This is a genomic window from Corynebacterium tuberculostearicum (genome assembly GCF_016894265.1).
In the GTDB taxonomy this organism is placed as follows: Bacteria; Actinomycetota; Actinomycetes; order Mycobacteriales; family Mycobacteriaceae; genus Corynebacterium; species Corynebacterium tuberculostearicum_D.
In genome coordinates this window covers 863,252-885,767 of sequence record NZ_CP069791.1, presented here as the reverse complement: position 1 = coordinate 885,767, position 22,516 = coordinate 863,252, and the positions used below count along the sequence as shown (strand labels likewise).

At 63.9% G+C, this 22,516-nt stretch carries 21 protein-coding genes and 1 tRNA gene; 13 read left to right on the top strand and 9 right to left on the bottom strand.

The window, feature by feature from the left end:
• Positions 1–25: 25 nt before the first annotated feature.
• From I6J28_RS04295 to purD, 3 genes are all read right to left on the bottom strand, one after another.
• Positions 26–919, bottom strand: a complete 894-nt coding sequence (locus I6J28_RS04295) for a phosphoribosylaminoimidazolesuccinocarboxamide synthase (RefSeq protein WP_204611002.1) — start codon at positions 917–919, stop codon at positions 26–28.
• Positions 920–1,079: 160 nt separating this feature from the next.
• On the bottom strand, positions 1,080–2,510 hold the full coding sequence (gene purB / locus I6J28_RS04290; protein ID WP_005325782.1) for an adenylosuccinate lyase: 1,431 nt from the start codon (positions 2,508–2,510) through the stop codon (positions 1,080–1,082).
• 41 nt (positions 2,511–2,551) lie between these two features.
• Positions 2,552–3,826: a phosphoribosylamine--glycine ligase gene (purD, locus tag I6J28_RS04285; protein ID WP_204611001.1), complete on the bottom strand. Its 1,275-nt coding sequence runs from the start codon at positions 3,824–3,826 to the stop codon at positions 2,552–2,554.
• A 35-nt stretch (positions 3,827–3,861) separates the two neighbouring features.
• Here purD and I6J28_RS04280 point away from each other — a divergent pair, with 35 nt between their 5' ends.
• Complete coding sequence (locus tag I6J28_RS04280; protein ID WP_005325778.1) at positions 3,862–4,290, top strand: HIT family protein; 429 nt, start codon at positions 3,862–3,864, stop codon at positions 4,288–4,290.
• Here the strand turns inward: I6J28_RS04280 and I6J28_RS04275 are convergent.
• The 3 genes from I6J28_RS04275 to I6J28_RS04265 all read right to left on the bottom strand — a co-directional run bounded on the left by I6J28_RS04275 (position 4,287) and on the right by I6J28_RS04265 (position 8,441).
• Positions 4,287–5,792 (bottom strand): sensor histidine kinase, encoded by a 1,506-nt coding sequence (locus tag I6J28_RS04275; RefSeq protein WP_204611407.1) that lies wholly within the window; start codon positions 5,790–5,792, stop codon positions 4,287–4,289. The two genes, I6J28_RS04280 and I6J28_RS04275, sit on opposite strands and share 4 nt — an antisense overlap.
• Positions 5,793–5,804: 12 nt before the next feature.
• Positions 5,805–6,509, bottom strand: coding sequence for a response regulator transcription factor (locus I6J28_RS04270; RefSeq protein WP_150850895.1), 705 nt, complete (start codon positions 6,507–6,509; stop codon positions 5,805–5,807).
• Between the two features lie 186 nt (positions 6,510–6,695).
• Positions 6,696–8,441 carry a pyruvate dehydrogenase gene (locus I6J28_RS04265; protein ID WP_204611000.1) on the bottom strand — a complete coding sequence of 582 codons (1,746 nt, stop codon included), beginning with the start codon at positions 8,439–8,441 and terminating at the stop codon, positions 6,696–6,698.
• 172 nt (positions 8,442–8,613) lie between these two features.
• Here I6J28_RS04265 and I6J28_RS04260 point away from each other — a divergent pair, with 172 nt between their 5' ends.
• Together I6J28_RS04260 and I6J28_RS04255 are read left to right on the top strand one after the other, a co-directional pair.
• Positions 8,614–10,125 (top strand): MFS transporter, encoded by a 1,512-nt coding sequence (locus tag I6J28_RS04260; RefSeq protein ID WP_204610999.1) that lies wholly within the window; start codon positions 8,614–8,616, stop codon positions 10,123–10,125.
• Positions 10,091–10,645 carry a TetR/AcrR family transcriptional regulator gene (locus I6J28_RS04255; protein WP_204610998.1) on the top strand — a complete coding sequence of 185 codons (555 nt, stop codon included), beginning with the start codon at positions 10,091–10,093 and terminating at the stop codon, positions 10,643–10,645. Before I6J28_RS04260 ends, I6J28_RS04255 begins: the two co-directional genes overlap by 35 nt.
• Before the next feature lie 28 nt (positions 10,646–10,673).
• Here the strand turns inward: I6J28_RS04255 and I6J28_RS04250 are convergent.
• Positions 10,674–10,746, bottom strand: a tRNA-Thr gene (locus tag I6J28_RS04250).
• A gap of 151 nt (positions 10,747–10,897) precedes the next feature.
• Here I6J28_RS04250 and thrE point away from each other — a divergent pair.
• The 5 genes from thrE (at position 10,898) to otsB (ending at position 15,868) form a co-directional block, all read left to right on the top strand.
• A complete protein-coding gene (thrE, locus tag I6J28_RS04245) occupies positions 10,898–12,634 on the top strand; it encodes a threonine/serine exporter ThrE (RefSeq protein ID WP_204610997.1) in 1,737 nt (578 codons plus the stop codon).
• A gap of 86 nt (positions 12,635–12,720) precedes the next feature.
• Positions 12,721–13,092 carry a hypothetical protein gene (locus tag I6J28_RS04240; RefSeq protein ID WP_005325749.1) on the top strand — a complete coding sequence of 124 codons (372 nt, stop codon included), beginning with the start codon at positions 12,721–12,723 and terminating at the stop codon, positions 13,090–13,092.
• Positions 13,093–13,106: 14 nt separating this feature from the next.
• Positions 13,107–14,549 (top strand): alpha,alpha-trehalose-phosphate synthase (UDP-forming), encoded by a 1,443-nt coding sequence (locus I6J28_RS04235; RefSeq protein ID WP_204610996.1) that lies wholly within the window; start codon positions 13,107–13,109, stop codon positions 14,547–14,549.
• The gene (locus I6J28_RS04230; protein ID WP_204610994.1) at positions 14,546–15,067 is read left to right on the top strand and encodes a hypothetical protein; all 522 of its coding nucleotides are present in this window, start codon (positions 14,546–14,548) and stop codon (positions 15,065–15,067) included. The genes I6J28_RS04235 and I6J28_RS04230 overlap by 4 nt, the downstream gene beginning before the upstream one ends.
• A gap of 18 nt (positions 15,068–15,085) precedes the next feature.
• The gene (otsB, locus tag I6J28_RS04225) at positions 15,086–15,868 is read left to right on the top strand and encodes a trehalose-phosphatase (RefSeq protein ID WP_204610993.1); all 783 of its coding nucleotides are present in this window, start codon (positions 15,086–15,088) and stop codon (positions 15,866–15,868) included.
• 25 nt (positions 15,869–15,893) lie between these two features.
• Here the strand turns inward: otsB and I6J28_RS04220 are convergent, their stop codons facing one another.
• The gene (locus tag I6J28_RS04220; protein WP_204610992.1) at positions 15,894–16,991 is read right to left on the bottom strand and encodes a LacI family DNA-binding transcriptional regulator; all 1,098 of its coding nucleotides are present in this window, start codon (positions 16,989–16,991) and stop codon (positions 15,894–15,896) included.
• A 50-nt stretch (positions 16,992–17,041) separates the two neighbouring features.
• Between I6J28_RS04220 and I6J28_RS04215 the strand changes: the two genes are divergently transcribed.
• The 5 genes from I6J28_RS04215 (at position 17,042) to I6J28_RS04195 (ending at position 21,552) form a co-directional block, all read left to right on the top strand.
• Entirely contained in the window at positions 17,042–18,037 is a 996-nt protein-coding gene (locus tag I6J28_RS04215) for a metal ABC transporter solute-binding protein, Zn/Mn family (protein WP_204610991.1), read from the top strand.
• Entirely contained in the window at positions 18,037–18,738 is a 702-nt protein-coding gene (locus I6J28_RS04210) for a metal ABC transporter ATP-binding protein (RefSeq protein WP_204610990.1), read from the top strand. The genes I6J28_RS04215 and I6J28_RS04210 overlap by 1 nt, the downstream gene beginning before the upstream one ends.
• A complete protein-coding gene (locus I6J28_RS04205) occupies positions 18,716–19,630 on the top strand; it encodes a metal ABC transporter permease (RefSeq protein WP_204610989.1) in 915 nt (304 codons plus the stop codon). The genes I6J28_RS04210 and I6J28_RS04205 overlap by 23 nt, the downstream gene beginning before the upstream one ends.
• A gap of 11 nt (positions 19,631–19,641) precedes the next feature.
• The gene (locus I6J28_RS04200) at positions 19,642–20,478 is read left to right on the top strand and encodes an alpha/beta hydrolase family esterase (RefSeq protein ID WP_204610988.1); all 837 of its coding nucleotides are present in this window, start codon (positions 19,642–19,644) and stop codon (positions 20,476–20,478) included.
• 63 nt (positions 20,479–20,541) lie between these two features.
• Positions 20,542–21,552, top strand: coding sequence for an HNH endonuclease signature motif containing protein (locus I6J28_RS04195; protein WP_204610987.1), 1,011 nt, complete (start codon positions 20,542–20,544; stop codon positions 21,550–21,552).
• Between the two features lie 15 nt (positions 21,553–21,567).
• Here I6J28_RS04195 and rlmB read toward each other — a convergent pair whose 3' ends face one another.
• Entirely contained in the window at positions 21,568–22,515 is a 948-nt protein-coding gene (gene rlmB, locus I6J28_RS04190; RefSeq protein ID WP_005325725.1) for a 23S rRNA (guanosine(2251)-2'-O)-methyltransferase RlmB, read from the bottom strand.
• Between the last annotated feature and the right edge of the window lies 1 nt (position 22,516).

Sequence of the window (22,516 nt, the reverse complement as noted above, 5' to 3'; positions counted from 1 at the left end):
CGCGTGGCGCCCCGTAGAGCGAGAGCTAGGCCTCGGGCGAGAGGAAGTCCGCAAAGCGCTCGCCGGAAAGCCGCTCATAGGCCTCGATGTAGCGCAGGCGGGTAGCGGAAACGACGTCGTCGGGAAGCTGGGGCGGAGTGCCGTCAGCGGCTTGATCCCATCCGGAGGCGTCGGAAGTCAGCCAATTGCGCACGTATTGCTTGTCGAAGGACGGCTGGACCTCGCCCTCCACGTAGGAATCGGCCGGCCAGTAGCGGGAGGAATCTGGGGTAAGGACCTCATCGGCCAGCACGAGGGTGCCGTCTTGGTCTAGGCCGAACTCGAACTTGGTATCGGCGAGGATAATGCCCTTCTCCTCCGCGAGCGCGGCGGCCTCGGAGTAAATGCGGAGGGTGGCCGCGCGCAGCTCCTCGGCGCGCTCGGCGCCCAGCTTGTCCACCACGTAGTCGAAGGAGACGTTCTCATCGTGCTCGCCTTGTTCCGCCTTGGTAGCCGGGGTGAAGATGGGCTCGGGCAGGCGGGAAGCCTCAACCAGGCCCTCCGGCAGCTCGATACCGCACACGGTGCCGTTGGCCTTGTACTCCTTCAGACCGGAACCGGTGAGGAAGCCGCGGGCCACGCACTCGAAGGGCAGCATATCCAGCTTCTTGACCACCATCGCGCGGCCAAGGCACTCGGCGGGGATGCGCTCATCATCGAGCGGGCCGGCCAGGTGGTTGGGGAAATCGATGGAGTCGAAGAAGAACTTCGAGGTTGCGGTCAACACGCGGCCCTTGTCCGGGATGGCCGGTTCGAGGGCGTGGTCGTAGGCCGAGATGCGGTCCGAAACCACCATCAACAGGGTGTTCTCGTCTACATCGTAGATATCGCGGACCTTGCCGGAGGCAAGATGGTTATAAGAAGAAAGCTCAGGTCGCATGACCTTTATTCTAGCGCCCAGGGGTAGCGAGCACGTTTCGATCAAATAAGCCCCGAAATCCGCGTGGGATTCGGGGACTATTTGATCGAAATGCGAAAAGTGGGGCGCACCGCGACAGGCAGGGCGCACCGCGACAGGAAGGCGCCCGGTGCGGTTCGAATTAAAGGATCTCGCCCGGGGTATAGGCCGCGGCCTTGGGGTGCTCGCCTACCAATGCGTTGATGCGGTTGAGCACCTGGCTGACCTGGGACTCGGCGGCGCCGATGAAGGCATGCTTATCGGCTAGGGCGGCCTCGAGGTCGGACTCGTCCATGGGCAGGCGGTCATCGGCAGCAAGGCGCTGGACCAGGTCCTGCTCGCCGCCGTTTTCGCGCATATTGAGCGCGACGGCCACGGCGTTTTCCTTGATGACCTCGTGGGCGGTCTCGCGGCCCACGCCGGCGCGCACGGCCGCCATGAGGATGCGGGTGGTGGCCAGGAAGGGCAGGTAGCGCTCCAGCTCGCGGTCGATCATGGCCGGGAAGGCACCGAACTCGTCGAGGACGGTGAGGAAGGTTTCGAATTGGCCGTCGAGGGCAAAGAAGGCGTCGGGAAGCGCGACGCGGCGGACGACGGAGCAGAAAACATCGCCCTCGTTCCACTGCTGGCCAGCGAGGTCTGCGGCCATGGTGAGGTAGCCGCGGAGGATGACCTGCAGGCCGCCGACGCGCTCGCAGGAACGGGCGTTCATCTTGTGCGGCATGGCGGAGGAGCCGACCTGGCCTTCCTTGAAGCCCTCGGTGACCGTCTCGTTGCCGGCCATCAAGCGGATGGTGGTAGCCAGCGAGGACGGGGCGGCGCCGAGCTCCACCAGGGCGGAGATGGCGTCGAAGTCGAGGGAGCGCGGGTAGACCTGGCCCACAGAGTTGAAGATGCGGTGGAAGCCCAGGTAATCCGCGATGGCCGTCTCCAGGGAGGCGAGCTTGTCCTCGGAGCCACCCATGAGATCGAGCATGTCTTGGGAGGTGCCCATCGGGCCCTTGATGCCGCGCAGCGGGTAGCGTGCCAAAAGATCTTCGACGCGCTCAATGGCCAGCAGCATCTCGTCGCCGGCCGTTGCGAAGCGCTTGCCCAGGGTGGTGGCCTGCGCGGCCACGTTGTGGGAGCGGCCGGCCATGACCAGGGACTGGTACTCGGCGGCGTGGCGGCCGATGCGGGAGACCACGGCGATGGCCTTATCGCGGATGATCTCCAGCGAGGTATGGATCTGCAGCTGCTCCACGTTCTCGGTGAGATCGCGGCTGGTCATGCCCTTGTGAATGTGCTCGTAGCCGGCCAGCGCATTGAATTCTTCGATGCGGGCCTTCACATCGTGGCGGGTGACGCGCTCGCGCTCCGCGATGGACTCAAGGTTCACGTCCTCTACCACGGCCTCGTAGGCATCGATGGCCTTGGCGGGGATGTCTACGCCCAGATCCTTCTGGGCGCGCATGACCGCAATCCAGAGCTTGCGCTCCAAGATGATTTTATGCTCCGGGCTCCAGATATTGGACAGCTCCGCGGAGGCATAGCGGGAGGACAGGACGTTGGAAATCTTCTTCTTTTCAGCCACGCGGCTATTATTCCATGCCTGCCCCGCCGCGGGGTGAAAGGTTAGAGAGAAATCTCACCGTCTTCTGCTCGCTTGCCGATGTCCCGGCGCACAAAGCCACCCGCAAACTCGATGCCGTCGACGGTGGCGTAGGCGTCTGCGCGGGCGTCGGCAAGCGTGGCGCCCTTACCCAGCACGCTGAGCACACGGCCGCCCGCGGTGCGGTAGGCGCCGTCGGTATGCACGGTGCCGGCGTGGAGGACGCGCTGCGGATCGTCCAGGGCGGCGCCGGTGATGGCATCGCCCTTGCGTGGGGAGGCCGGGTAGCCCTCGGCCGCCATGACGATGATGACGGCGAAGCCATCCTCCCACTCCAGTGGCGGGAGCTCGGAGAGGGTGCCGGTGGCCGTGGCGTGGAGGGCCTCAGCCAGCGGGGACTTGAGCAGGGAGAGCACTGCCTGGGTCTCCGGGTCGCCGAAGCGGCAGTTGAACTCGACGACGGCCGGGCCTTCTTCGCCCCAGGCCAGGCCGGCGTAGAGCAGACCGGAATAAGGGGTGCCGCGGCGCGCCATCTCCTTGGCCACAGGGGTGCAGACCTCGTCCACGATGCGCTGCACGCCGTCCTGCGGCAGCCACGGCAGCGGGGTGTAGGCGCCCATGCCACCGGTATTGGGGCCCTCGTCGTTGTCATAGGCGCGCTTGTGATCCTGAGCCGGCAGCAGCGGGACGACGGTCTCGCCATCGACTAAGCAGAAGAGAGAGACTTCGGGGCCATCGAGGAAGGATTCCAGCAGCACCGGGTTGCCGGCCGCGAGGACGGCATCGACGTGGGCGCGGGCGGCGGCGCGGTCTGGGGTGACCACGACACCCTTGCCGCCGGCCAGGCCATCGTCTTTGACCACGAACTGCGGGCCGAAGCGGTCGAGGGCGGCTTCAATGTCGTCCTCGGTGGCGCCCGGGCGCAGCTGCTCCGCGCGGGCGGTCTTGACGCCGGCGGATTCCATGACGTCCTTGGCAAAGGCCTTGGATCCCTCGATCTGGGCTGCCTCCTTGCTAGGTCCGAAGACAGCGATGCCGGCCGCGCGCAGGGCATCGGCCACGCCGGCGACGAGGGGAACCTCAGGACCGATGACAACGAGGTCCGCGGCGATGCTCTGGGCGAGCTCTACCATGCGATCAGCGTCATCTACCTGGGAGTAATCCGGGTGGACGGTAGCGAGGGCGGACATGGCCGCGCTGCCTGGCGCGGCGTGGATCTCGGTGCTCTTAGGGTCGGCGGACAGGCCCTTGACTAGGGCGTGTTCACGGCCGCCCGAACCAATTACGAGAATGCGCATGCCCACCATCATAACCAGCGGGTAGCCTGGCACACATGGCTTCTGTATTTACAAAGATCATTAATGGTGAACTACCCGCTCGCTTTGTCTACCGCGATGAGACCTGCGTGGCTTTCCTCTCCATCGAGCCGCTGCGCTACGGCCACACCTTGGTCGTGCCCATCGAGGAAGTAGATAAGTGGACCGACCTGGATCCCCAGACCTGGGCTCACCTCAACGAGGTCGCCCTGGAAATCGGCGGCGCTATCAAGACCGCGTTTGATACCCCGCGCACCGGCTACATCATCGCCGGATTCGATGTCCCGCACACCCATATCCACCTCTTCCCCACCGAGAAGATGGAAGAGTATGACTTTGCCAAGGCCTTCGACGCTGAGAACACCGACGATGCCGCGATGGATGAGGCGGCCGCCCGCATCCGTCAGCACCTCGGCTGCAACGAGGAAGGCATTCGGGAGGACTAGGTCTCAGAGGGGGCGTCGGCAAGCGCGGGCAGGCGCACCGTAAAGGTGGTGCCGCGGCCGAGCTCGGAGTCGACGCTAATGCTGCCATCGTGCTGCTCCACCAGAGAGTGGACGATGGCCAGGCCCAGGCCGGAGCCACCCGTATCGCGGGTGCGCGAGGTATCCGCGCGGTAGAAGCGCTCGAAGATGTGCGCCGCATCTTCCTGGGACATGCCCTTGCCGTCATCGCTGACATCGACCAGCACATCATTGTCCTCGCGGCGCAGGCGCAGCGTCACCGTGGCCTCATCGCCGCCGTGGCGGATGCCGTTGGTCACCAGGTTGAGCAGCACCTGGTGCAGGCGGCTGGCATCGCCATTAACCACCGGGATGGACTTGGCGTCATTGGCCACCTTAATCTCGCGGCCGGGGAAGGCCGCACGCGCGGAAGAGCCCACGGACAGGGCCAGCTCCAGCAGGTCTACGGGGTGCAGGTCTAGGCGCGTGCCCTCGGCGCGGGTAAGGGCCAACAGGTCCTCTACCAGCAGGGACATGCGCTTGGACTCATCATCGATCTTGGAAAAGACCAGATCCACGTCCTTGGTGGCGCCGGAGCGATAGAGCTCGGTATAGCCACGCAGGCTGGTCAGCGGCGTGCGCAGCTCATGCGAGGCATCGCCGACGAAGCGACGCATCTGTTCCTCTTTCTCTTGCGCGCGCACGACGGAGCGCTGCAGCTGCCCCAGCATGATATTGAGTGCGGCGGCCAGCTGGCCCACCTCGGTGTGCAGCGGCCATTTGGGAACACGCTTGTCTAGGTCGCCTGCCGCGATTTCCGACGCCGTCTTTTCCACCACCCGCAGCGGCCGCAACGCCCTGCGGATAAACCAGAACCCCACGGCCGCAATGGCGGCCAGGGCGATGGCGGCAATGGTCACTTGGACCATGGCTAGGCCGTGCAGGATTTCCTTCTCGTGGGTCATGTCCTTAGCGATGACCGTGATGACACCATTGGAGTCCGCGAAGGCGAGCGCGCGCCACTTGGTGTTGTTCTCGATGGAGCCCACGGTGGTGGGATAGCCGCCGAGCGGGATATTCTCCGCATTCGGGGTGGTCGAGGACGGTCCCGAATAGCGGATGGTGCCATCGGGCAGGTAGTTCAGCACCACGTATTCGGTAGGCGGGCGCTTGGTGTGATCGCCGATGAAAAAGTCATTGCTGATATCGCGCGCCCATGTGGTCGAGGCGGAGCGCAGCTCGTCATCGACGTTATTTAAGAGCACGTTGCGCATGATGGAATTCACCGCAAAGGACGAGCCCGTAATGCCGAGCCCGGAGACCACGACGAGGAGGATGACCAGCCACGTCCGCAGCGGCATGGCCTGCGGAATCTGGGAAAACATCCGCCGCTTGGAGGAATTTCCCTCCCCTTCGCCTTGCCCCAGGCCCTCATGCCACATGGACTGCGGGCGCGCCGCCGCCGGCGCAGGTGCCTGGTCCTGGGTCTCCTGTGAATCTTCCATCACTTAAGCACTTTAGGAGCGCGGGGTGCGCAGTACATAACCCACGCCGCGCACGGTGTGGATCAGCTGCGTCTCGCCGGTATCGATCTTGCGGCGCAGGTAAGAGATATAGGACTCGACCACGTTGCCATCGCCGCCGAAATCGTAGTGCCACACATTGTCCAAAATCTTGGACTTGGATAGCACCACTTCCTTGTTTTGCATGAGGTACCGCAGGAGGTTGAACTCGGTGGGCGAAAGCTCGATGAGCTCGCCGGCCTTGGTGACCTCATGGGTGTCATCATTGAGCGTCAGATCTGCATAGCTCATGGTGGCATCGTTGGTGGATTCTTCCGCCGCGCCGCCGCGGCGCATGATGACGCGCAGGCGGGTGATCACTTCTTCCAAGCTGAAGGGCTTCGTCACGTAATCATCCGCACCGATGGTCAAGCCGTGGATGCGCTGGTCCACACCGTCCTTAGCGGTGAGGTAGAGCACCGGGCCGTCCAGGCCTTCTTGGCGCAGCTTGCCCAGCAGCTCGAAGCCATCCATGCCCGGCATCATGACGTCCAGGATGTAGGCATCTGGGTTTACCTCGCGGGCAATGCGCAGCGCCTCGTTGCCGGAATTGGCGCTAAATACCTCGAAGTTCTGGAACTTCAGCGATACGGTAAGCAGCTCCACAATATTGGGTTCGTCATCGACGACAAGAACCTTGGCGAGTTTAGTGTCTTCCATGTTCTCCTCAGACTCCCTTAAAGGTTGTGATTTTCTAACACGTCATCATGGCACGCTTGCTTCCCAGCCTACTGAAGAGTTTCTGTCTGATTCCTGTGAACGTGGATTAGTGCCCTGGTCGAAGCAAAAGAAAACCACGCCCCTCCCCAGGTGAGGAAGGGCGTGGCAGCTAGCGCAGTGCGCTATTTAGAAGTCCTGCGGACGCGGGATATTGCGCAGGTTGGACTTTGCCATGGTGATCATCTGGCCAACGCCACCGTCCAGAACGGTGCGGGTGGCAGCCTTGGAGAAGCCCATGAGCTGCTCGATGGTCAGCGTCGGTGGCAGGGAGAGGGCGTTGGGGTCAGTAACGACGTCGATAAGAGCCGGGCCGTTATAAGCCAGCGCCTTCTTGATCTGCTCCGGTGCGTCCTTCGGATCCTCGATGCGGAAGTGCTTGATGCCGGAAGCCTCTGCAATCTTGGCAAAGTTGACGGACTCGTGGTCGGTCTCGTGCTCCGGCAGACCCTGCACCAGCATCTCCAGCTTGACCATGCCCAGGGAAGAGTTGTTGAATACGAACATCTTGATAGGCAGGTTGTGTAGCTTCACGGTGAGCAGCTCACCCATCAGCATGGACAGTCCGCCGTCACCGGAGAAAGTGATGACCTGGCGGCCTGGGTTAGCGGCCTGTGCACCCAGTGCCTGTGGCAGGGCGTTGGCCATGGTGCCGTGGCGGAAGGAGCCGATCTGCTCGCGCTTGCCGTTGGCAGTGATGTAGCGAGCGCCCCACACGTTGCACATGCCGGTATCGACGGTGAAGATAGCATCCTCATCGGCGTTCTTGTCAATGAGGTCAGCAACGTACTCCGGGTGGATCGGGGTGTGCTTGTCCACGTTGGAGGTATAAGCCTCAACGACGTGCTCCAGCTTGCCGTAGTGCTTCTTGAGCATCTTATCCAGGAAGGAGCGGTCCTTCTTCTCATCCACGTGCGGCAAGATGTTCTCGATGGTGGCGGCTACATCACCGGTGACCGGGTAAGAAATCTTGGTGCGGCGGCCGATGTGGGAGCCGTTGATGTCCACCTGTGCCACGTTGGCATCCGGCAGGAAGTCGTTGTACGGGAAGTCTGTACCCAGCAGGATGAGCAGGTCAGCCTCGTGGGTGGCCTCGTGTGCCGCACCGTAGCCCAGCAGGCCGTTCATGCCTACGTCAAACGGGTTCTCGTACTGGATGTACATCTTGCCACCCAGAGCGTGGCCGATGGGCGCCTTGATCTTCTCCGCCAGCTTGAGCACCTGCTCGCGGGCGTCCTTGACGCCGGCGCCAACGAAGAGGGTGACGGACTCAGCCTCGTTGATGGCCTGGGTCAGGGCAGCGGCCTCGGCCGGATCCGGGAAGACGACCGGGCGGCCAGCAGAGATCTTAGACTCGACGAAGGAGTCATCCTCAGCGTCCTGCATGGAAACGTCACCCGGGATAACCAGGACGGAAACGCCATTGCCGGCCATGCTGGACTGGATGGCGTGGTGCAGGACAACGCCGCCCTGCTCAGCGGAGTTGACCATCTCGCAGTAGCCAGAGCACTCCTGGAAGATTGCCTCTGGGTGGGTCTCCTGGAAGAACTTGGAGCCGATCTGGCGGGATGGGATGTGGGAAGCCAGTGCCAGCACCTTAGCGCCGTTGCGGTGGGCGTCGTACAGGCCCTGGATCAGGTGGGTATTGCCCGGGCCGCAGGATGCGGCACATACAGCCAGCTTGCCGGTGGTCAGGGAATCTGCCGCAGCAGCGAAGGCTGCTGCTTCCTCGTTGCGGACGTGAATCCACTCGATGGAGGAGCGACGAACGGCATCCACGATCGGGTTCAGGGAGTCACCGACGAGGCCATAAATGCGCTCGACACCCTGCTTTTCCAGGGTGTCAACTAGCTGTCCTGCATAGTTACGTGCCATTAAAAATCATCCTTAACTCTTAATTGGTGTTAATACCACTGTGCTACTTAGACCGCAGGAAAGTCCACTATTCTCTTATACACTCACACACTACGCCCAGCTGTGAGGAAGGTAATACTAACCTATCTTCAGCTGCAAACTGTAACGACCGTTCGGTACTGTTTACTGCGCTATGAGTATCCACCCGCCCCGCGCACAAGACCACGCCACTGCGGCCTCCACGGCCGCCCAGCGGTGGTCTTTCTGCGCCGTCATCTCTCTGGGGTTACTCATGGTTGGGCTGGATAATTCCATCCTCTACACCGCATTGCCGCAGCTATCGCAGCAATTGCACACCACCGATACCCAGCAACTCTGGATTATCAACGCCTACGCGTTGGTGCTCTCCGGCCTCCTTCTTGGCGCCGGCACGCTGGGCGATCGCACCGGCCACCGGCGGATGTTCCTCATCGGCTTGGCCGTCTTCGGCGGCGCTTCCCTGCTCGCCGCTTATTCCCCCAGCGCCTGGACGCTGGTTTTAGGCCGCGCCTTCTTGGGCTGCGGCGCCGCCATCATGATGCCGTCGAGCCTAGCGCTCATTCGCCTGACCTTTCCCGATGAGGTGGAGCGCAACACGGCCATTGGCATCTGGGGTTCTGTCGCCGTCATCGGTGCGGCGGCTGGCCCCACCGTGGGCGGCTTCTTTTTGGAGCACTTCTGGTGGGGCTCGGTCTTTTTGCTCAATGTCCCGGTTGTGGTCGTGGCCATTGCGCTGACCTTGCTCCTTGCCCCACCAAACGCTCCGAACCCCCATAAACACTGGGACTTCCCCTCGTCCCTGTATTCCCTAATCACTCTCACCAGCCTGGTGCTGGCCATTAAATCCCTGGCAGACAATTGGCCGGTGAGTGCCGCCGCAGGCATCGTCTTCATCTGCGGCGCGCTCGCCTTCGGCCGCCGCCAGGCTCGCTTGTCAGATCCCCTGCTGACCTTCGACATCTTTGGTTCCCGCATCTTCAGCGGCGGGGCCATAACGGCCGGGGGCGCCATGTTCGGCCTCGCCGGCCTGGAGCTGCTGAGTACCCAAAAGCTGCAGCTTGTCGACGCCCTCTCACCCCTCCACGCCGGCCTCATCATCTCTGCCATGGCGCTCTCTGCCATCCCTACCTCCATCCTGGGTGGTGCCACCTTGCACCGCGTGGGGTTCCTCCCACTCATTAGCGGCGGATTCTTGCTCATGGCCGCAGGCATGGCCCTGGTGGTGGTGAGCCGGGGTGAAACGCTTCCCCTACTCGTCTCCGCCCTAGTGCTCACCGGCCTCGGCGCGGGCCTGGCCATGTCCGTGTCCTCGACTGCCATCATCAATGCCGCTCCCCTTCATCGCACCGGCATGGCCTCTGGCGTAGAGGCGGTCTCCTATGAATTCGGCACCCTGATCTCCATTGCACTGACCGGCACCCTCGTCCCTCTCCTCATGGCCCGCGAATTGCCGCCCCACCTTGCGGAACTGGGTACCGACGCGCTGTATCACCCCGCTTCCCACGCGGCCGCCGCGAGCGCCTACAATGCCGGATATCTTTCCACCATCGGCGGCCTAGCTTGCTTCGCCTTGCTCCTAGCCGCGATAACCGCCTGGTGTTTCCGCGATAACCCCAAATCAGGAGATCCCTATGCCGCGACTCAACAAAAAGACCGCAGCCCTTGAAGCTGCGCTCGACATCATCGCCGCCGAGGACGTCTCTGGCTTGACCTACGACTCCCTGGCGCAGGCGACGGGCATGTCCAAGTCCGGACTCATTTATCACTTCCCTACCCGCCATGATCTGCTCGTAGACTGCCATGGATTTTGCGCCGCACGCTGGGAAGCAGAACTCGAGAAGCTGGCCGGCGGCCACCCGGCAAGCGAGCTCAGCTGGGCCGAGCGCTCCCGTGCGCTCGTATTGTCAATGGGCAAAAATGATCCGCTCATCAAGCTTTTGATGTGCGTTCATTCCCAGACCCACCCGGATTTTTCCGCCCAGTGGGCCGAGGTGGATGCGCGCTGGATGGTCGATCCTTCCGCCGCCGAGACGGACGAGGATAATCTGCTGATCATGCTTCTTAGTACCGGCCTGTGGGTGCACGATCACCTCAACCAGCGCAAGCTATCCCCTGCCAATCGCCAGCGCATGGTCGACCGGCTTTTTCGGCTTATCGACGCCCCCTCGAAAACCACCGAAAGCTAGGCCCACACCGGGGCCCAGCCTCCTTTTGAGCTGGAGACGAGACTTGAACTCGCAACCTACGCATTACAAGTGCGTTGCGCTACCAATTGCGCCACTCCAGCACCGCGGGAGAAATCCCGCTCGTTGCATAGTACCCGAGCACCAGCGCCGAAGGGAAAGCCGGTCCCCCATCTATGCATTGTCAGGGTGCAGGGACTAAAGTTCAGGCAGAATCTATCCCACATTCCCAGCGCTTTTTCGAAGGTTATTTCCGTGTCATTTTTGTCCGCTATGCGGGAGCGCCTGCGCGCTTCCTCGGGCCAGGTAGCCATCATCGACGCGGCTAAAGCCGCACCGCCGCCATCCCCACTCGCCCCAGTCAATCTCCATGACGCCGCCCAGGTCACCGGCGTTATGGAGATCGCCGCTCGCATTGGTGAAATCCTCATCGGCGCCGGCACCGCCAACTCGGATGCCCGCGCCCAGGTGCACCTGGCAGCGTCGTCATATGGCTTGCACTACTGCCATGTGGACATCTTGATGAATACCATCACCATCCACACCACCATTGGCACCGGCGAGCAGCGCAAGAACCTGCACGTCTTCCGCGTGGTGCCGAGCATAGGCGTGGATTTTTCCAAGCTCGCAGCCGTCGATAAGCTCATTCGCTCCATCCACTCCGGCCAGATGCCACCGGCCATGGCGGAGCAGCGCCTGGACGAGATCGACCGCATGCCAGCGCCCTATAAGCCGTCGACGGTGATGCTCGGCTGGGGCGCGATGGGCGGCTTGATTTCCATGATGCTTGGCGGCGACCTGCTCGTCGGCGTGGTGGCGTTTGTGGTCTCCGCGTTCATCATGGGCTTGAACGCCTGGTTGGCTAATTACCGCCTGCCGCCCTTTTATCAGAATGCGGTCGGCGGCTTCTTTGCCGTCTTCCCGGCCGCCATTTTGTACAATGTCGCGGCCTCCTTCGGCATTAATTTCTCGCCCGCGCAGATCATTGCCTCCGGCATCATCGTGCTGGTGGCGGGGCTGACGTTGGTGCAATCGCTTGTCGACGGCATCACGCGCGCCCCCGTGACCTCCTCCGCCCGCTTCTTTGAGGCGCTGCTATCTACCGGCGCCATCATCGCCGGCGTCGGTGTGGGCATCCAGCTGGCCGATTCCCTGGGCTTTAACCTGCCGCCGCTGGCCACGCTGGCCCCGCCGGTCTACCACGAAATTCCGCTTTTGGTTCTGCTCGGCGGCACCGGTTCTGCTGCCTTCGCGCTGGCCTGTGGCGCGGCCTGGATTGAGATCACCATGTCTGGCCTTACGGCCGCGGCCGGCATGATTTTCTATTACTTCGTGGTGGTGCCCTTCGGCGTCGGGCCAGTGATTGCCTCTGGTCTTTCCGCGGTGGTCGTCGGCCTGGCCGGCGGTTTGATGTCGCGCCGCTGGGGAATCCCGCCGCTTATCACCATGATCGTGGGCTATACGCCGATGCTGCCCGGCCTCATGCTCTACCGTGGCATGTACGCCTCGCTCAATAAGCAGATGATTACCGGCTTTACCAATATTGCGATGGCGCTGGCCATTTCCGGTGCACTGGCCGCCGGCGTGGTTTTGGGTGAACGCGTGGCTCGCCGCCTGCGCCGCCCGCAGTATTTCCGCCCCTACTCCGCCTTCAAGCGCATCGGCCGCTTCTCCTTCCACAAGGCCACGCACTTGGCCCGCAAGGCCCCGCGCATCCCGCGCGTACCGATGTCCCCGTTTGCCCCACGCGTCAATCGCCCGGAGCTACCACCCAAGCTCGGCCCGAAGCCGCCGCAGCAGCACCCGCGCCACGAGGCCCAAAGCCATGCGCCGCACACCCACTCGGCCGCGGACCTGTGGCCGGAGGGTTCCCAGTGGCCGGCGCAACCGCAGCAGCGTGAGAAGACCACCTATACCGTGCCCGGCACCGAAACTTTTCGTGCCCAGAAACCGGAGCAGCCGGGCACTGAATCCGGACCCGAGCGGCCCTAAACGCCGCCGGTAGCGTACAATATTTGCTCTGATAGCTTTTCTTGCAAGCGCTTAAGTAGTTTCCACAACGTTCAGGAGGACACGTCGTGCCACCCAAGGTCCAAGACACCCACCCACAGGCTGACCAGAATCACGCCCTTGAGGAGGAGACCTCCCGCGCAGCCCGCCGCATCGTGGCCACCTATGCGCAGGACTTCCTCGACGGCGTGACCCTGATGTCCATGCTGGGCGTGGAGCCAAAGGGCCTAGTGCACAAGAAGGTGCTGGCGGAGCAGGCCGACGCCGCTCCGAAGAAGTCGACCAAGAAATCCAGCAAGAAGTCCACGAAGAAGTCGACTAAGAAGTCCACCAAGAAATCGACGAAGAAGTCGACCAAGAAGGCTACAAAGAAGGCCACCAAAAAGGCGACGAAGAAGGCCTCCAAGAAGGCAACGAAGAAGTCCACTAAGAAGTCTTAAGTTATTCTTGCACCATGAGTGAGCGTGGCAATGACTTCGTGGTGGTGGCCAACCGCCTGCCGGTAGATCTGGAGACCCGGCCCGATGGCAGCCATACCTGGACGCCCTCGCCGGGCGGTCTGGTCACCGCATTGTCTCCAGTCCTCGAATCACACCAGGGATGCTGGGTGGGCTGGCCCGGTGTGGCCGATGCCGCACCAGAGCCCTTCCGCACAGATGCCGGTGTGCTGCTGCACCCGGTCAAGCTCACCGAGTCCGATTTCGAGGGCTTTTATGAGGGTTTTTCTAATGCCACCCTGTGGCCGCTCTACCACGATCTCATCGTCACCCCTACCTATGACCGCGATTGGTGGCACGCCTATCGCGAGGTCAACCTGCGTTTTGCAGATGAGGTAGCCGAGGTCGCCGCCGAGGGCGCCACCGTGTGGGTACAGGACTACCAGCTGCAGCTTTTGCCCGGCATCCTGCGCCAGAAGCGCCCGGATCTCACCATCGGTTTCTTCCTGCATATCCCCTTCCCTTCTGCCGATCTTTTCCGCCAGCTGCCCTGGCGCGAGGAGCTCGTGCGCGGGCTGCTTGGCGCGGATCTCATCGGCTTCCACTTGGAGGCCAATGCCCGCAACTTCTTGGAGCTTGCCCGTCGCCAGGGCCTCGACGTGGAAGGCGAGGCCAGCACCCGCGAGGTCACCGCGCATATTCGCCTGCCGCAGGGGCGCACCATCGGCGTGGGCGCCTTCCCCATTTCCATCGCCGCGAAAGACTTTGCCGCGTTCACTGGAGAGGAGAAGGGGGACGTCGCCAAGCTGCGCGAAGAGTTAGGCTCGCCCCAGCGCATTATTTTGGGCGTGGATCGCCTCGATTACACCAAGGGCATCCTGCAGCGGCTGACCGCCTTCGAGGAACTGCTGGACACCGGCGCGCTCGACCCGGAGGAGGTGACGCTGGTGCAGCTCGCAACGCCGTCGCGCGAGCGCCTCGACCATTACAAGGCCACCCGCTCCAAGGTGGAAGAAGCAGTCGGCCGCATTAACGGCCGCTTTGCCCGCGTGGGTCACCCGGTGGTGCACTACCAGCACCGCGGCGTGGCCAAGAGCCTCCTGCGCTGCTACTACCGCATGGCCGATGTCATGCTGGTCACCCCCTTCAAGGACGGCATGAACCTGGTGGCCAAGGAATACGTGGCCTGCCACGACGATGGCTCGGGCGCGCTGGTGCTCTCCGAGTTCGCCGGCGCGGCCGATGAGCTCAGCCAGGCCTACCTGTGCAATCCCTTCGATATCGAGTCCGTCAAGGCCGCCTTGCTCAATGCACTCAAGGCGCTTGACGACGCCCCCTCCACCATGACCCAGCGCATGCTCACCATGCACCAGCAGGTCACCGAGCACGACGTGCAGCTATGGTCCCAGTCCTTCCTGGGCTGCCTGCGCCAAGCAGAAGAACAGGGGGCGGGCGCATGATGTCTCGCTTTACCCGCCTGGCCGCAGCACCCATTGCCGCGACCTGCGCCGCCGCACTACTGGCCGGCTGTGGCTCCGGCGACGAGGAGCCCCAAGCCCCTGGCGATGAGCAGATCCTGGATAAGCAGTGGCAGGTAGTCTCCATCAACACCACCCCGGATGCCGCCTCCACCATCCCGGAATCCATCCCGCAGGCACCCACGTTGAGTTTTGGCCAATCCACGATGGTGGGCACCACCGGGTGCGCCCAAATGGTGGGCAAGGTGACCTATTTCGCCGATGATGAGCGCCAAAACATCCGCGAGGGCAACCGTCTCCACTTTGATGAGGTGGAGTTTGATGAGACCGCCGAGGATTGCCACGGCGCGTCCGTGTGGGCCGATAACCTGCTGCGCAACCTGATTTCCGCGGACCACGATTTCCACTACACCGTCAATTCCAATAATCAGCTGGTCTTGGAATTGGTCACCGATGAGGTGGACTCGCCGTCTATCAAGTTGGTTTCCCTGGGCGGTTAGTTGCGTAGGCTGGAAGCCATGACGCTTTCCACCACCATCAAGGCCCTTGCCGCCGCCGAGCACCTCGCGGTGGTCTCGGATTTCGACGGCACGCTCTCCCCCTTCGCCACGGCCATCTATGAAGTCGAAATGAACCAGGAATCACTGCGCGCCCTGGATAAACTGGCCCACCTGCCGGACACCACCGCGGCCGTGCTCTCCGGCCGCCACCTCGAAGGTCTCCAGCGCGTGTGCCCGCTGCGCGAGCCCGTTCTCTTCGGCGGCTCCCACGGCGCCGAGTCCTCGTGGGAGGACACGGAACTAACCCCCGCGATGCGCGAGCACCTCGCCACCAAGGAAGCTGAGATCCGCGCGATCATGGAGCGCTTCCCCGGCGCGGACATCGAGGTCAAGCCCTTCCAGCGCGTGCTGCACCTGCGCGCGCTCGAGGATTCCGATCCAGAAGCTGCCGCCCAGGCTTATGAGGCCGGCCTCGCGCTCGATCCGGGCGGCTTCCCCCGCACGGCCGGCAAGTCCGTGGTGGAGTTCTCCGCCACCCAGGCCACCAAGGGCACATGGATTGAGAACTTGCGCGAGCGCACCGGAGCCACCGCCGTGGTCTTCTTGGGCGATGACGTCACCGATGAGGACGGTTTCCGCGCCCTGCACCAGCCGCCAGACGTTGGCGTCAAGGTCGGCGAGGGCGAGACCGCGGCCGTAGTGCAGCTTGCCGACGTCGACGCCGTCGCCCACTTCCTCACCGAACTCGCCGCCGCCCGCGCGGCCCATGTCGGCCGTCCCAACAACGGCGGCGCAGCCTAGCACAGCGCTGTGGAGTACAGCGCTCCTAGCGCGGCGGCGCCACCGTCCGCCCCGCCGCGAAGCTGGTCTGCAGCACGCGCCGTAGCACCACAGCTTCGCTCGCGTCCGAATCCTCTGCGCCCGCGATGAGCTTGGCGAGCATGTGGCCGGCGGCCGCGCCCTTGGCCTTATTGGGTTGGACGATCGTCGTCAAGCCAAGGCGCTGCGCCGCATCAATGCCGTCGAAGCCGGTAACGGACAGCTCACCGGGAATGTCAATGCCCCGCTCGCGCGCATAGGTCATCACGCCCAGCGCCATGGAGTCGGTGGTGCACAGGACGGCGGTGAGGTCGGGGTGGGCGTCGAGAAGCAACTGCGCGGCCGCACGCGTAGTCTGCGCATCGTTGATGTGCTGGGTGACCACGGGCACGGTCTCCGGCGCGATGCCCGCCTGCGAAAAGACGTCCATGGCACCCATGACCCGGGCGCGCTGCACGTGCATATCGGCGTCCTGTAGCTCACCCCACGAAATGGGGCCATCGTGGCGCTCGCGCTTGAGGCGAATCGCCAGCACACCAATCTTGCGGTGGCCGGCCTCCACCAGCGCGCGGGCGGCCGGGGCAATCGCGGCGCGGTCATCGATGCCCACGAACGGCAGGCCCGAATCCGTCGGCTGATCGCAGACCACCACCGGCAGCCCGCGGCCGCGCGCCGCCTCGAGGTAGGCATCCCCGGCCGCCACGGAATAGACCACAAAGCCATCCACCGCGGCCGAGCCCACCAGGCTGGCCGCCTCCGCCTCGCCCTCCGGACCGGCCGGGATGAGGGTGAGCGTAGTCTGCGCGCCGGCCGAGGCTTCTGCCATGCCAGCCAGGAAATCCACCGAGGCCATGTCCTCGAAGGCATAGGACAGGTGCTCGGTCAGCAGCACGCCCACCGAGCCCGCGCGGCGAGTGCGCAGGCTGCGGGCCGTAGGGTCCGGCCCGGGATATCCCCGCGCCTTCGCCGCCGCCAGGATGCGCTCGCGCGTTGCGGCCGAAAGCTGATCCGGCCGGCTATAGGCATTAGAGACCGTCGTGCGCGAAACACCCAGCTCGGCGGCCAGCGAGGCCAGCGTTTTGCGGGTGGGGCTGCGTTTCACCATGACCGCAAGCATACCCCGCGGCCGTATTTTCAATACATATTCAATTGACAATGGTTCCCATCAAACGCACACTGGAAACTATGCATACCTCACTTCGCGCATCCGCAGCCCTCCTCGCGGCCGGTGGCCTCCTGCTGACTGCCACCGCCTGCTCCTCCGACACCGAGGACTCGGCCGCCGAGCCGGGCGCCCAGAAGAAGATCTCCATCGTCGCGTCCACCTCCATCTGGGCCGACGTCGCCCAGGCCGTGGCCGATACCGCCTCCGGCGTGGACATCGAGGTCAAGCCCATCGTCGAGGGCAACGGCGTTGACCCGCACCACTTCGAGCCTTCCGCGGCCGATATCGCCAAGGCCGAGGACGCGGACCTGCTCGTGGTTAACGGCGGCGGCTATGATTCTTGGATTTACCAGGCCGTCTCCGACCAGGACAATATCGTCTCCGCCCTGCCGCTGACCGATCACGGCAAGCTAGCCGATGATCCTAATGTCATGACCATCGACGCTGCTAAGGCCACCGCCAAGAAGGACCCGGAAAAGGTCACCAATATCGAGGGCAACGAGCACATTTGGTACGACCCGGCCGCGCTCGACGAGGTCGCAGGAAATATCGCTGACCAGATCAACGAGCTCAATACCGATGCCAACGCCAGCACCGAGCGCGTGGACTCCCACGTCGACCGCCTGCGTGACAAGCTCAAGGAGCTGCCGGGCGATCTCTCCTACGCGCAGACCGAGCCGATTGCGGACTACATCATGAAGTACACCTCCGGTAAGGACGTCACCCCTGAGGGCTACCGTAAGGCCACCATCTCCGAGGGCGAGCCCACCGCGGCCGACCTCGCCGCCTTCACCAAGGCGATTAAAGAGGACAAGGTAGACCTGCTTATCTTTAACCCACAGACCGAAACCGATACCGCCGGCCGCATCAAGTCCGCCGCGGAGGATGCGGACGTCTCTATCGTCGAAATCGGCGAGACCCCGCCGGATGGCAAAGAATTCTGGACCTACTATGACGAGGTCACCGATTCCCTGGGGCAGCTCTAGTGCTCATCCATTTTCATGACGCAGCGGTTGCCCCGCTGTGGTCCAGCCTTAACCTCGCCGTTGACCGCGGCGAGTTTATCGCCGTCTTGGGCCCCAATGGCGTGGGCAAATCCACCCTGCTCGGCACCATCTTGGGCACCCGCAAGCTCACGGCCGGCAGCGTCGACGTTAACTGCCGCGTCGGCTTCATCCCGCAGCAGCGCATGTTCCCGGCCGACCTGCCTCTGCGCGCCCGCGACTTAGTCTCGCTCTCGCTCGCCCACGGCGCTTTCCGACGCCGCCGCCCGCCCCGCCACCGCGTCGACGAGCTCCTCGCCGAGGTCGGTGCCACCGGCCTGCGCGACCGCCGCGTCGGCCAGCTTTCCGGCGGCCAGCAGCAGCTCATCCGCCAAGCCCAAGCGCTGGCCAACGAGCCCGAGCTCATCCTTGCCGATGAGCCGCTGCTCTCGCTCGACCCGGCGCGCCAGCAGGCCACCGTGGACAAGCTGGATGCGCTGCGCCGCGAGCGCGGCACCTCCATCATGTTCGTCACCCACGGCATCAACCCGGTGCTCGGGGTGACCGATAAGGTGCTCTACCTCGCCCCCGGCGGCCATACCTTCGGCACGGTGGATGAGGTAATGCGCTCCGATGTCCTTTCCGAGCTCTACGGTTCCAAGGTCAACGTCTTAAACGTCGATGGGAGGCTCATCGTTGTCTAGCTTTATGGAAGACACCCAATACCTGCTCAGCGTGGATTTTGTACAGTCTTCGCTCATCGCCTCCGCGCTGCTGGGCATCCTGTCCGGCGTGATGACCTCGCTCATCGTGCTGCGCCAGATGTCCTTTTCCGTCCACGCCACCTCCGAGCTTGCGCTCATGGGTGCCTCGGCTGCGCTGCTCTTCGGCCTCAACCTCGGCTTTGGCGCCGTGGCCGGCGCCATCGTGGCCGCCATCATCCTCGCCGTACTGGGCTTTAAGGGCCAGCAAGACAGCGCCATCGGCGTGGTCATGAGCTTTGGCTTGGGCCTCTCGGTGCTGTTTTTGCACCTCTACCCCGGCAACGCGAATACCGCGATGACGCTGCTGACCGGCCAGATCGTCGGCGTCTCTTCCGCCTCGGTATGGCTCTTGGCCGCAACCACCGTAGTAATCCTCGCCGCCGTCGCCATCCTATGGCGGCCCATGCTCTTCGCCTCGGCCGACCCGGTCATGGCCCAGGCCGCCGGCGTGCCCACCCGCTTCATTTCCGTCGCCTTCGCCGTACTCGTAGGCTTGGCGGCCGCGCAGTCGGTACAAATCGTCGGCTCGCTGCTCGTCATGGCGCTGCTCATTACCCCGGGTGCGGCGGCCGTGCAGATCACCTCCTCGCCCCTGCGCGCGGTCATGTGGGCCACCATTTTCGCCGAGGTCTCGGCCGTGGGCGGCTTTGTACTGTCGCTCGCGCCCGGCCTTCCAGTCTCGGTTTTTGTTACCACCATTTCTTTTGTCATTTACCTGGTGTGCCGCCTCATTGGCTGGCAGCGCAATAAAAAGGCGGTGCGCGACGAGGTCGCCGCTCACCGCTTCCACGCCGACTGCCACAGCACCGCCGAAGAGCACCACGCCGACTAGACTGGGCGGCTATGCACGTACACCGCCGCACCGCGGATGTGGATGGCCGCACCCGCCGCTTCCTCGTCATCGCGCCGGATAACCCCGGCCCGCGCCCGGACCTCTTGCTCTTCTTCCACGGCTCGCTGCAGTCCGGCAACGTGATGCGCCGCTTTACTAACGGCACCTTCGACGAGCTTGTCGACGCCACCAATACCGTCCTCGTCTACCCCGACGGCGTCGACCGCCATTTCAACGATTGCCGCAGCATCCTGCCCGTCACCGCCCGCGCGGAGAACGTGGACGACGTCGCCTTCGCCGCCTTCCTCGTCGAGGAGATGCGGCGCGAATTCGGCACCGCCCGTACCTTTGCCTGCGGCTACTCCAACGGCGGGCAGATGGTGCTCCGCTTGCTTTTCGACGCCCCCTTTAGCCTCACCCGCGCTTGCATCTTCGCCTCCACCCTGGGCGAGGGCGATAACCACGCGCCCAGCAACCCGGCCGGCTACCGGCCCACGCCGCTGCTGTTTTTCCACGGCACCGCCGACCCGTACGCGCCATACGAGGGCGGGGTCGCCGGGCTGGACGCCGAGCGCACCCGCGGCCGCGTGCTTTCCGCGCCGGCCACCGCCGAGCACTTCGCACTGGCCAATGCCTGCCAGCCACCCCGCGACTACCACCCCACCGCGGATGTCACCGCCACCGCATACGACGGCGATTTCCCCGTCGAGCTGTGGACCATGGAGGGCCTCGGCCACGTGATTCCCTCTAGCATGAAAACCGACCCACGCATAGGCCCAAATACAGATTCCTTCCGCGCTGTGGATAAGGTCCGCGAATTCTTCGGCCTCGACGACGCCCAGGCCTAGTTATCCACACCCGCACCCAACGCACCGCGCGCCAGCTTGCACCTTCACTTAACGTGTGGAGCCGTGAACGCGCTACAGAAATTCTTGACAGGCCTGGCCGCCGGCATGGACATTATCGCCGACTGCCACGGCCTTACTAAGCGCGCGCTTATCGACGCCGGCTGCCCCGACACCACCGCCGCCCGCCTCCTTGCCCTCGCCGATACCTACTTCGGCCCCACCGCGTTTAGCCGCCTCCAGCGCGAATCCATCGCAGCGGCACGCACCAACGAGCACAGCCTCACCGCGCTGCTAGCCATCGAGCGCCACGCCTCCAAGCTGAAGAGTAAGCGCCAGGCCTGGGCGCTGCGACGGGAGCTATGTGGGATGAAGGGGGATGCGTCGGACGTCGACAAGCAGGGGCGCCAGCGCGTGCGTGAGATTAAAGGCCCACCGCAACGCAAGCCCGGTGTCAAGCTCTACCGCCGCACCGATGGGCCGTGGACCATGACGATTACCGGCAAGTCTGCGGACATCGCGGATATGCACGCCGCGCTCGATAAGGACGCCCCGCTCGATTCGGTGCGCAAGATTTTTCAAGGCACCGCCGCCGCTTCCCCCGCGACCGTGACCACCAATGTGGTGCTGCGCTTGGACGAACTCGACCGCGTCGTCGACACCGCAGGCGATGACATCACCCTGCAACTGACCAATGGTGCCCGAATGACTGGCGCGGATCTAGTGCGCCGCGCCTTTACCGCGCGCGGCTATGTGACCTTAATCCACCCCGTGAAAGGCCCGGTGAACTTGTACCGCACCGAGCGGCTCGCCTCGCCGAAGCAGCGCACCATGGCCGCCGCGGAAAACCCCACCTGCCCGTGGCCGCAGTGCAATTACCCCGCCGATGAATGCCAAGTCCACCACCTCACAGCGTGGCGCCACGGCGGTGAGACCAACCCCGAAAATCTCACCATCGCCTGTCCGTATCACAACGGCGTCAACGACGATGACCCCAACGCCCCGCCGCTGCGCGGCCGCCTGGCCAGGGTGAATGGAACCATTAAGTGGCTGCCACCCTGGGCGGAAAGCGGCTAGAAACCTCGCTGGGGGTTACTGGGCCGCGCGGCGTTGGCGTGCGAATTCGGAAAGCACGGAACCGGCCGCGACGGAAGCATTGAGGGACTCGACCCAGTCCGTCATCGGGATGGACATGATGACGTCGCAGTTCTCGCGCACGAGGCGGGAGATACCCTTGCCTTCGGAACCGATGACGATGACTACGGGATCCGTCGCGCCGTTATAGGTATCCAGTGTGTGCTCGCCGCCGGCGTCCAGGCCGACAACCTGGTAGCCGCTCTTTTGGAATTGCTGCACGGTGCGGGTGATATTCGTCGCGCGGGCGACCGGCAGGCGCGCCGCCGTGCCGGCCGAGGTACGCCACGCCACCGCGGTCACGGACGCGGAGCGGCGCTCGGGGATAATGACGCCGTCGCCGCCAAAGGCCGCCACGGAGCGGATGACCGCGCCGAGGTTGCGCGGATCGGTGATGTTATCCAGGATGACGAACATGCCTGGGCGTGCGTTCTCGGCCGCACGGGCGATGAGCTCGTCGACGTCGGCGTACTTATACGGCGGGATCTGCAGCCCGATGCCCTGGTGCATGCCGTTACCGGTCATGCGGTCCATCTCGTGGCGCTGCACCTCGATGATGGGGATATTGCGGGTATTGCACATGGCCACGGCCTCGGACAAGCGCTTGTCATTGCGGGTACCGGCCACGATGTAGAGCGTGGTGGCCGGCACCTTGGCGTGCAGGCACTCGATGACCGGGTTGCGGCCCACAACCATCTCGGCGGTCTCCTTCTGGTGGCGGCCGGAGTTGCGGCGGTCGCGCTCCAGCTTGGCCTTGTGCTTGGCGTGGTAGATGCGGTCCTCTGCCTTGGGCGTCGGGCCTTTGCCGGCCAAGCCCTTGCGGCGCTGGCCGCCGGAGCCCTTGGTTGCGCCCTTCTTATTGGTCTTGCGGATTCCCGCGCCACCGCGGCCGTGGGTACGTGCCATA

Coding starts and splice junctions, on each gene's coding strand:
- I6J28_RS04255 (WP_204610998.1), top strand. CDS start 10,091: ATGCCGCGACTCAACAAAAAGACCGCAGCCCTTGAAGCTGCGCTCGAC.
- I6J28_RS04205 (WP_204610989.1), top strand. CDS start 18,716: ATGGGAGGCTCATCGTTGTCTAGCTTTATGGAAGACACCCAATACCTG.
- rlmB (WP_005325725.1), bottom strand. CDS start 22,515: ATGGCACGTACCCACGGCCGCGGTGGCGCGGGAATCCGCAAGACCAAT.
- purD (WP_204611001.1), bottom strand. CDS start 3,826: ATGCGCATTCTCGTAATTGGTTCGGGCGGCCGTGAACACGCCCTAGTC.
- I6J28_RS04280 (WP_005325778.1), top strand. CDS start 3,862: ATGGCTTCTGTATTTACAAAGATCATTAATGGTGAACTACCCGCTCGC.
- otsB (WP_204610993.1), top strand. CDS start 15,086: ATGACGCTTTCCACCACCATCAAGGCCCTTGCCGCCGCCGAGCACCTC.
- I6J28_RS04260 (WP_204610999.1), top strand. CDS start 8,614: ATGAGTATCCACCCGCCCCGCGCACAAGACCACGCCACTGCGGCCTCC.
- I6J28_RS04265 (WP_204611000.1), bottom strand. CDS start 8,441: ATGGCACGTAACTATGCAGGACAGCTAGTTGACACCCTGGAAAAGCAG.
- I6J28_RS04235 (WP_204610996.1), top strand. CDS start 13,107: ATGAGTGAGCGTGGCAATGACTTCGTGGTGGTGGCCAACCGCCTGCCG.
- I6J28_RS04275 (WP_204611407.1), bottom strand. CDS start 5,792: ATGGAAGATTCACAGGAGACCCAGGACCAGGCACCTGCGCCGGCGGCG.
- I6J28_RS04220 (WP_204610992.1), bottom strand. CDS start 16,991: ATGGTGAAACGCAGCCCCACCCGCAAAACGCTGGCCTCGCTGGCCGCC.
- I6J28_RS04200 (WP_204610988.1), top strand. CDS start 19,642: ATGCACGTACACCGCCGCACCGCGGATGTGGATGGCCGCACCCGCCGC.
- I6J28_RS04230 (WP_204610994.1), top strand. CDS start 14,546: ATGATGTCTCGCTTTACCCGCCTGGCCGCAGCACCCATTGCCGCGACC.
- I6J28_RS04215 (WP_204610991.1), top strand. CDS start 17,042: ATGGTTCCCATCAAACGCACACTGGAAACTATGCATACCTCACTTCGC.
- I6J28_RS04295 (WP_204611002.1), bottom strand. CDS start 919: ATGCGACCTGAGCTTTCTTCTTATAACCATCTTGCCTCCGGCAAGGTC.
- I6J28_RS04270 (WP_150850895.1), bottom strand. CDS start 6,509: ATGGAAGACACTAAACTCGCCAAGGTTCTTGTCGTCGATGACGAACCC.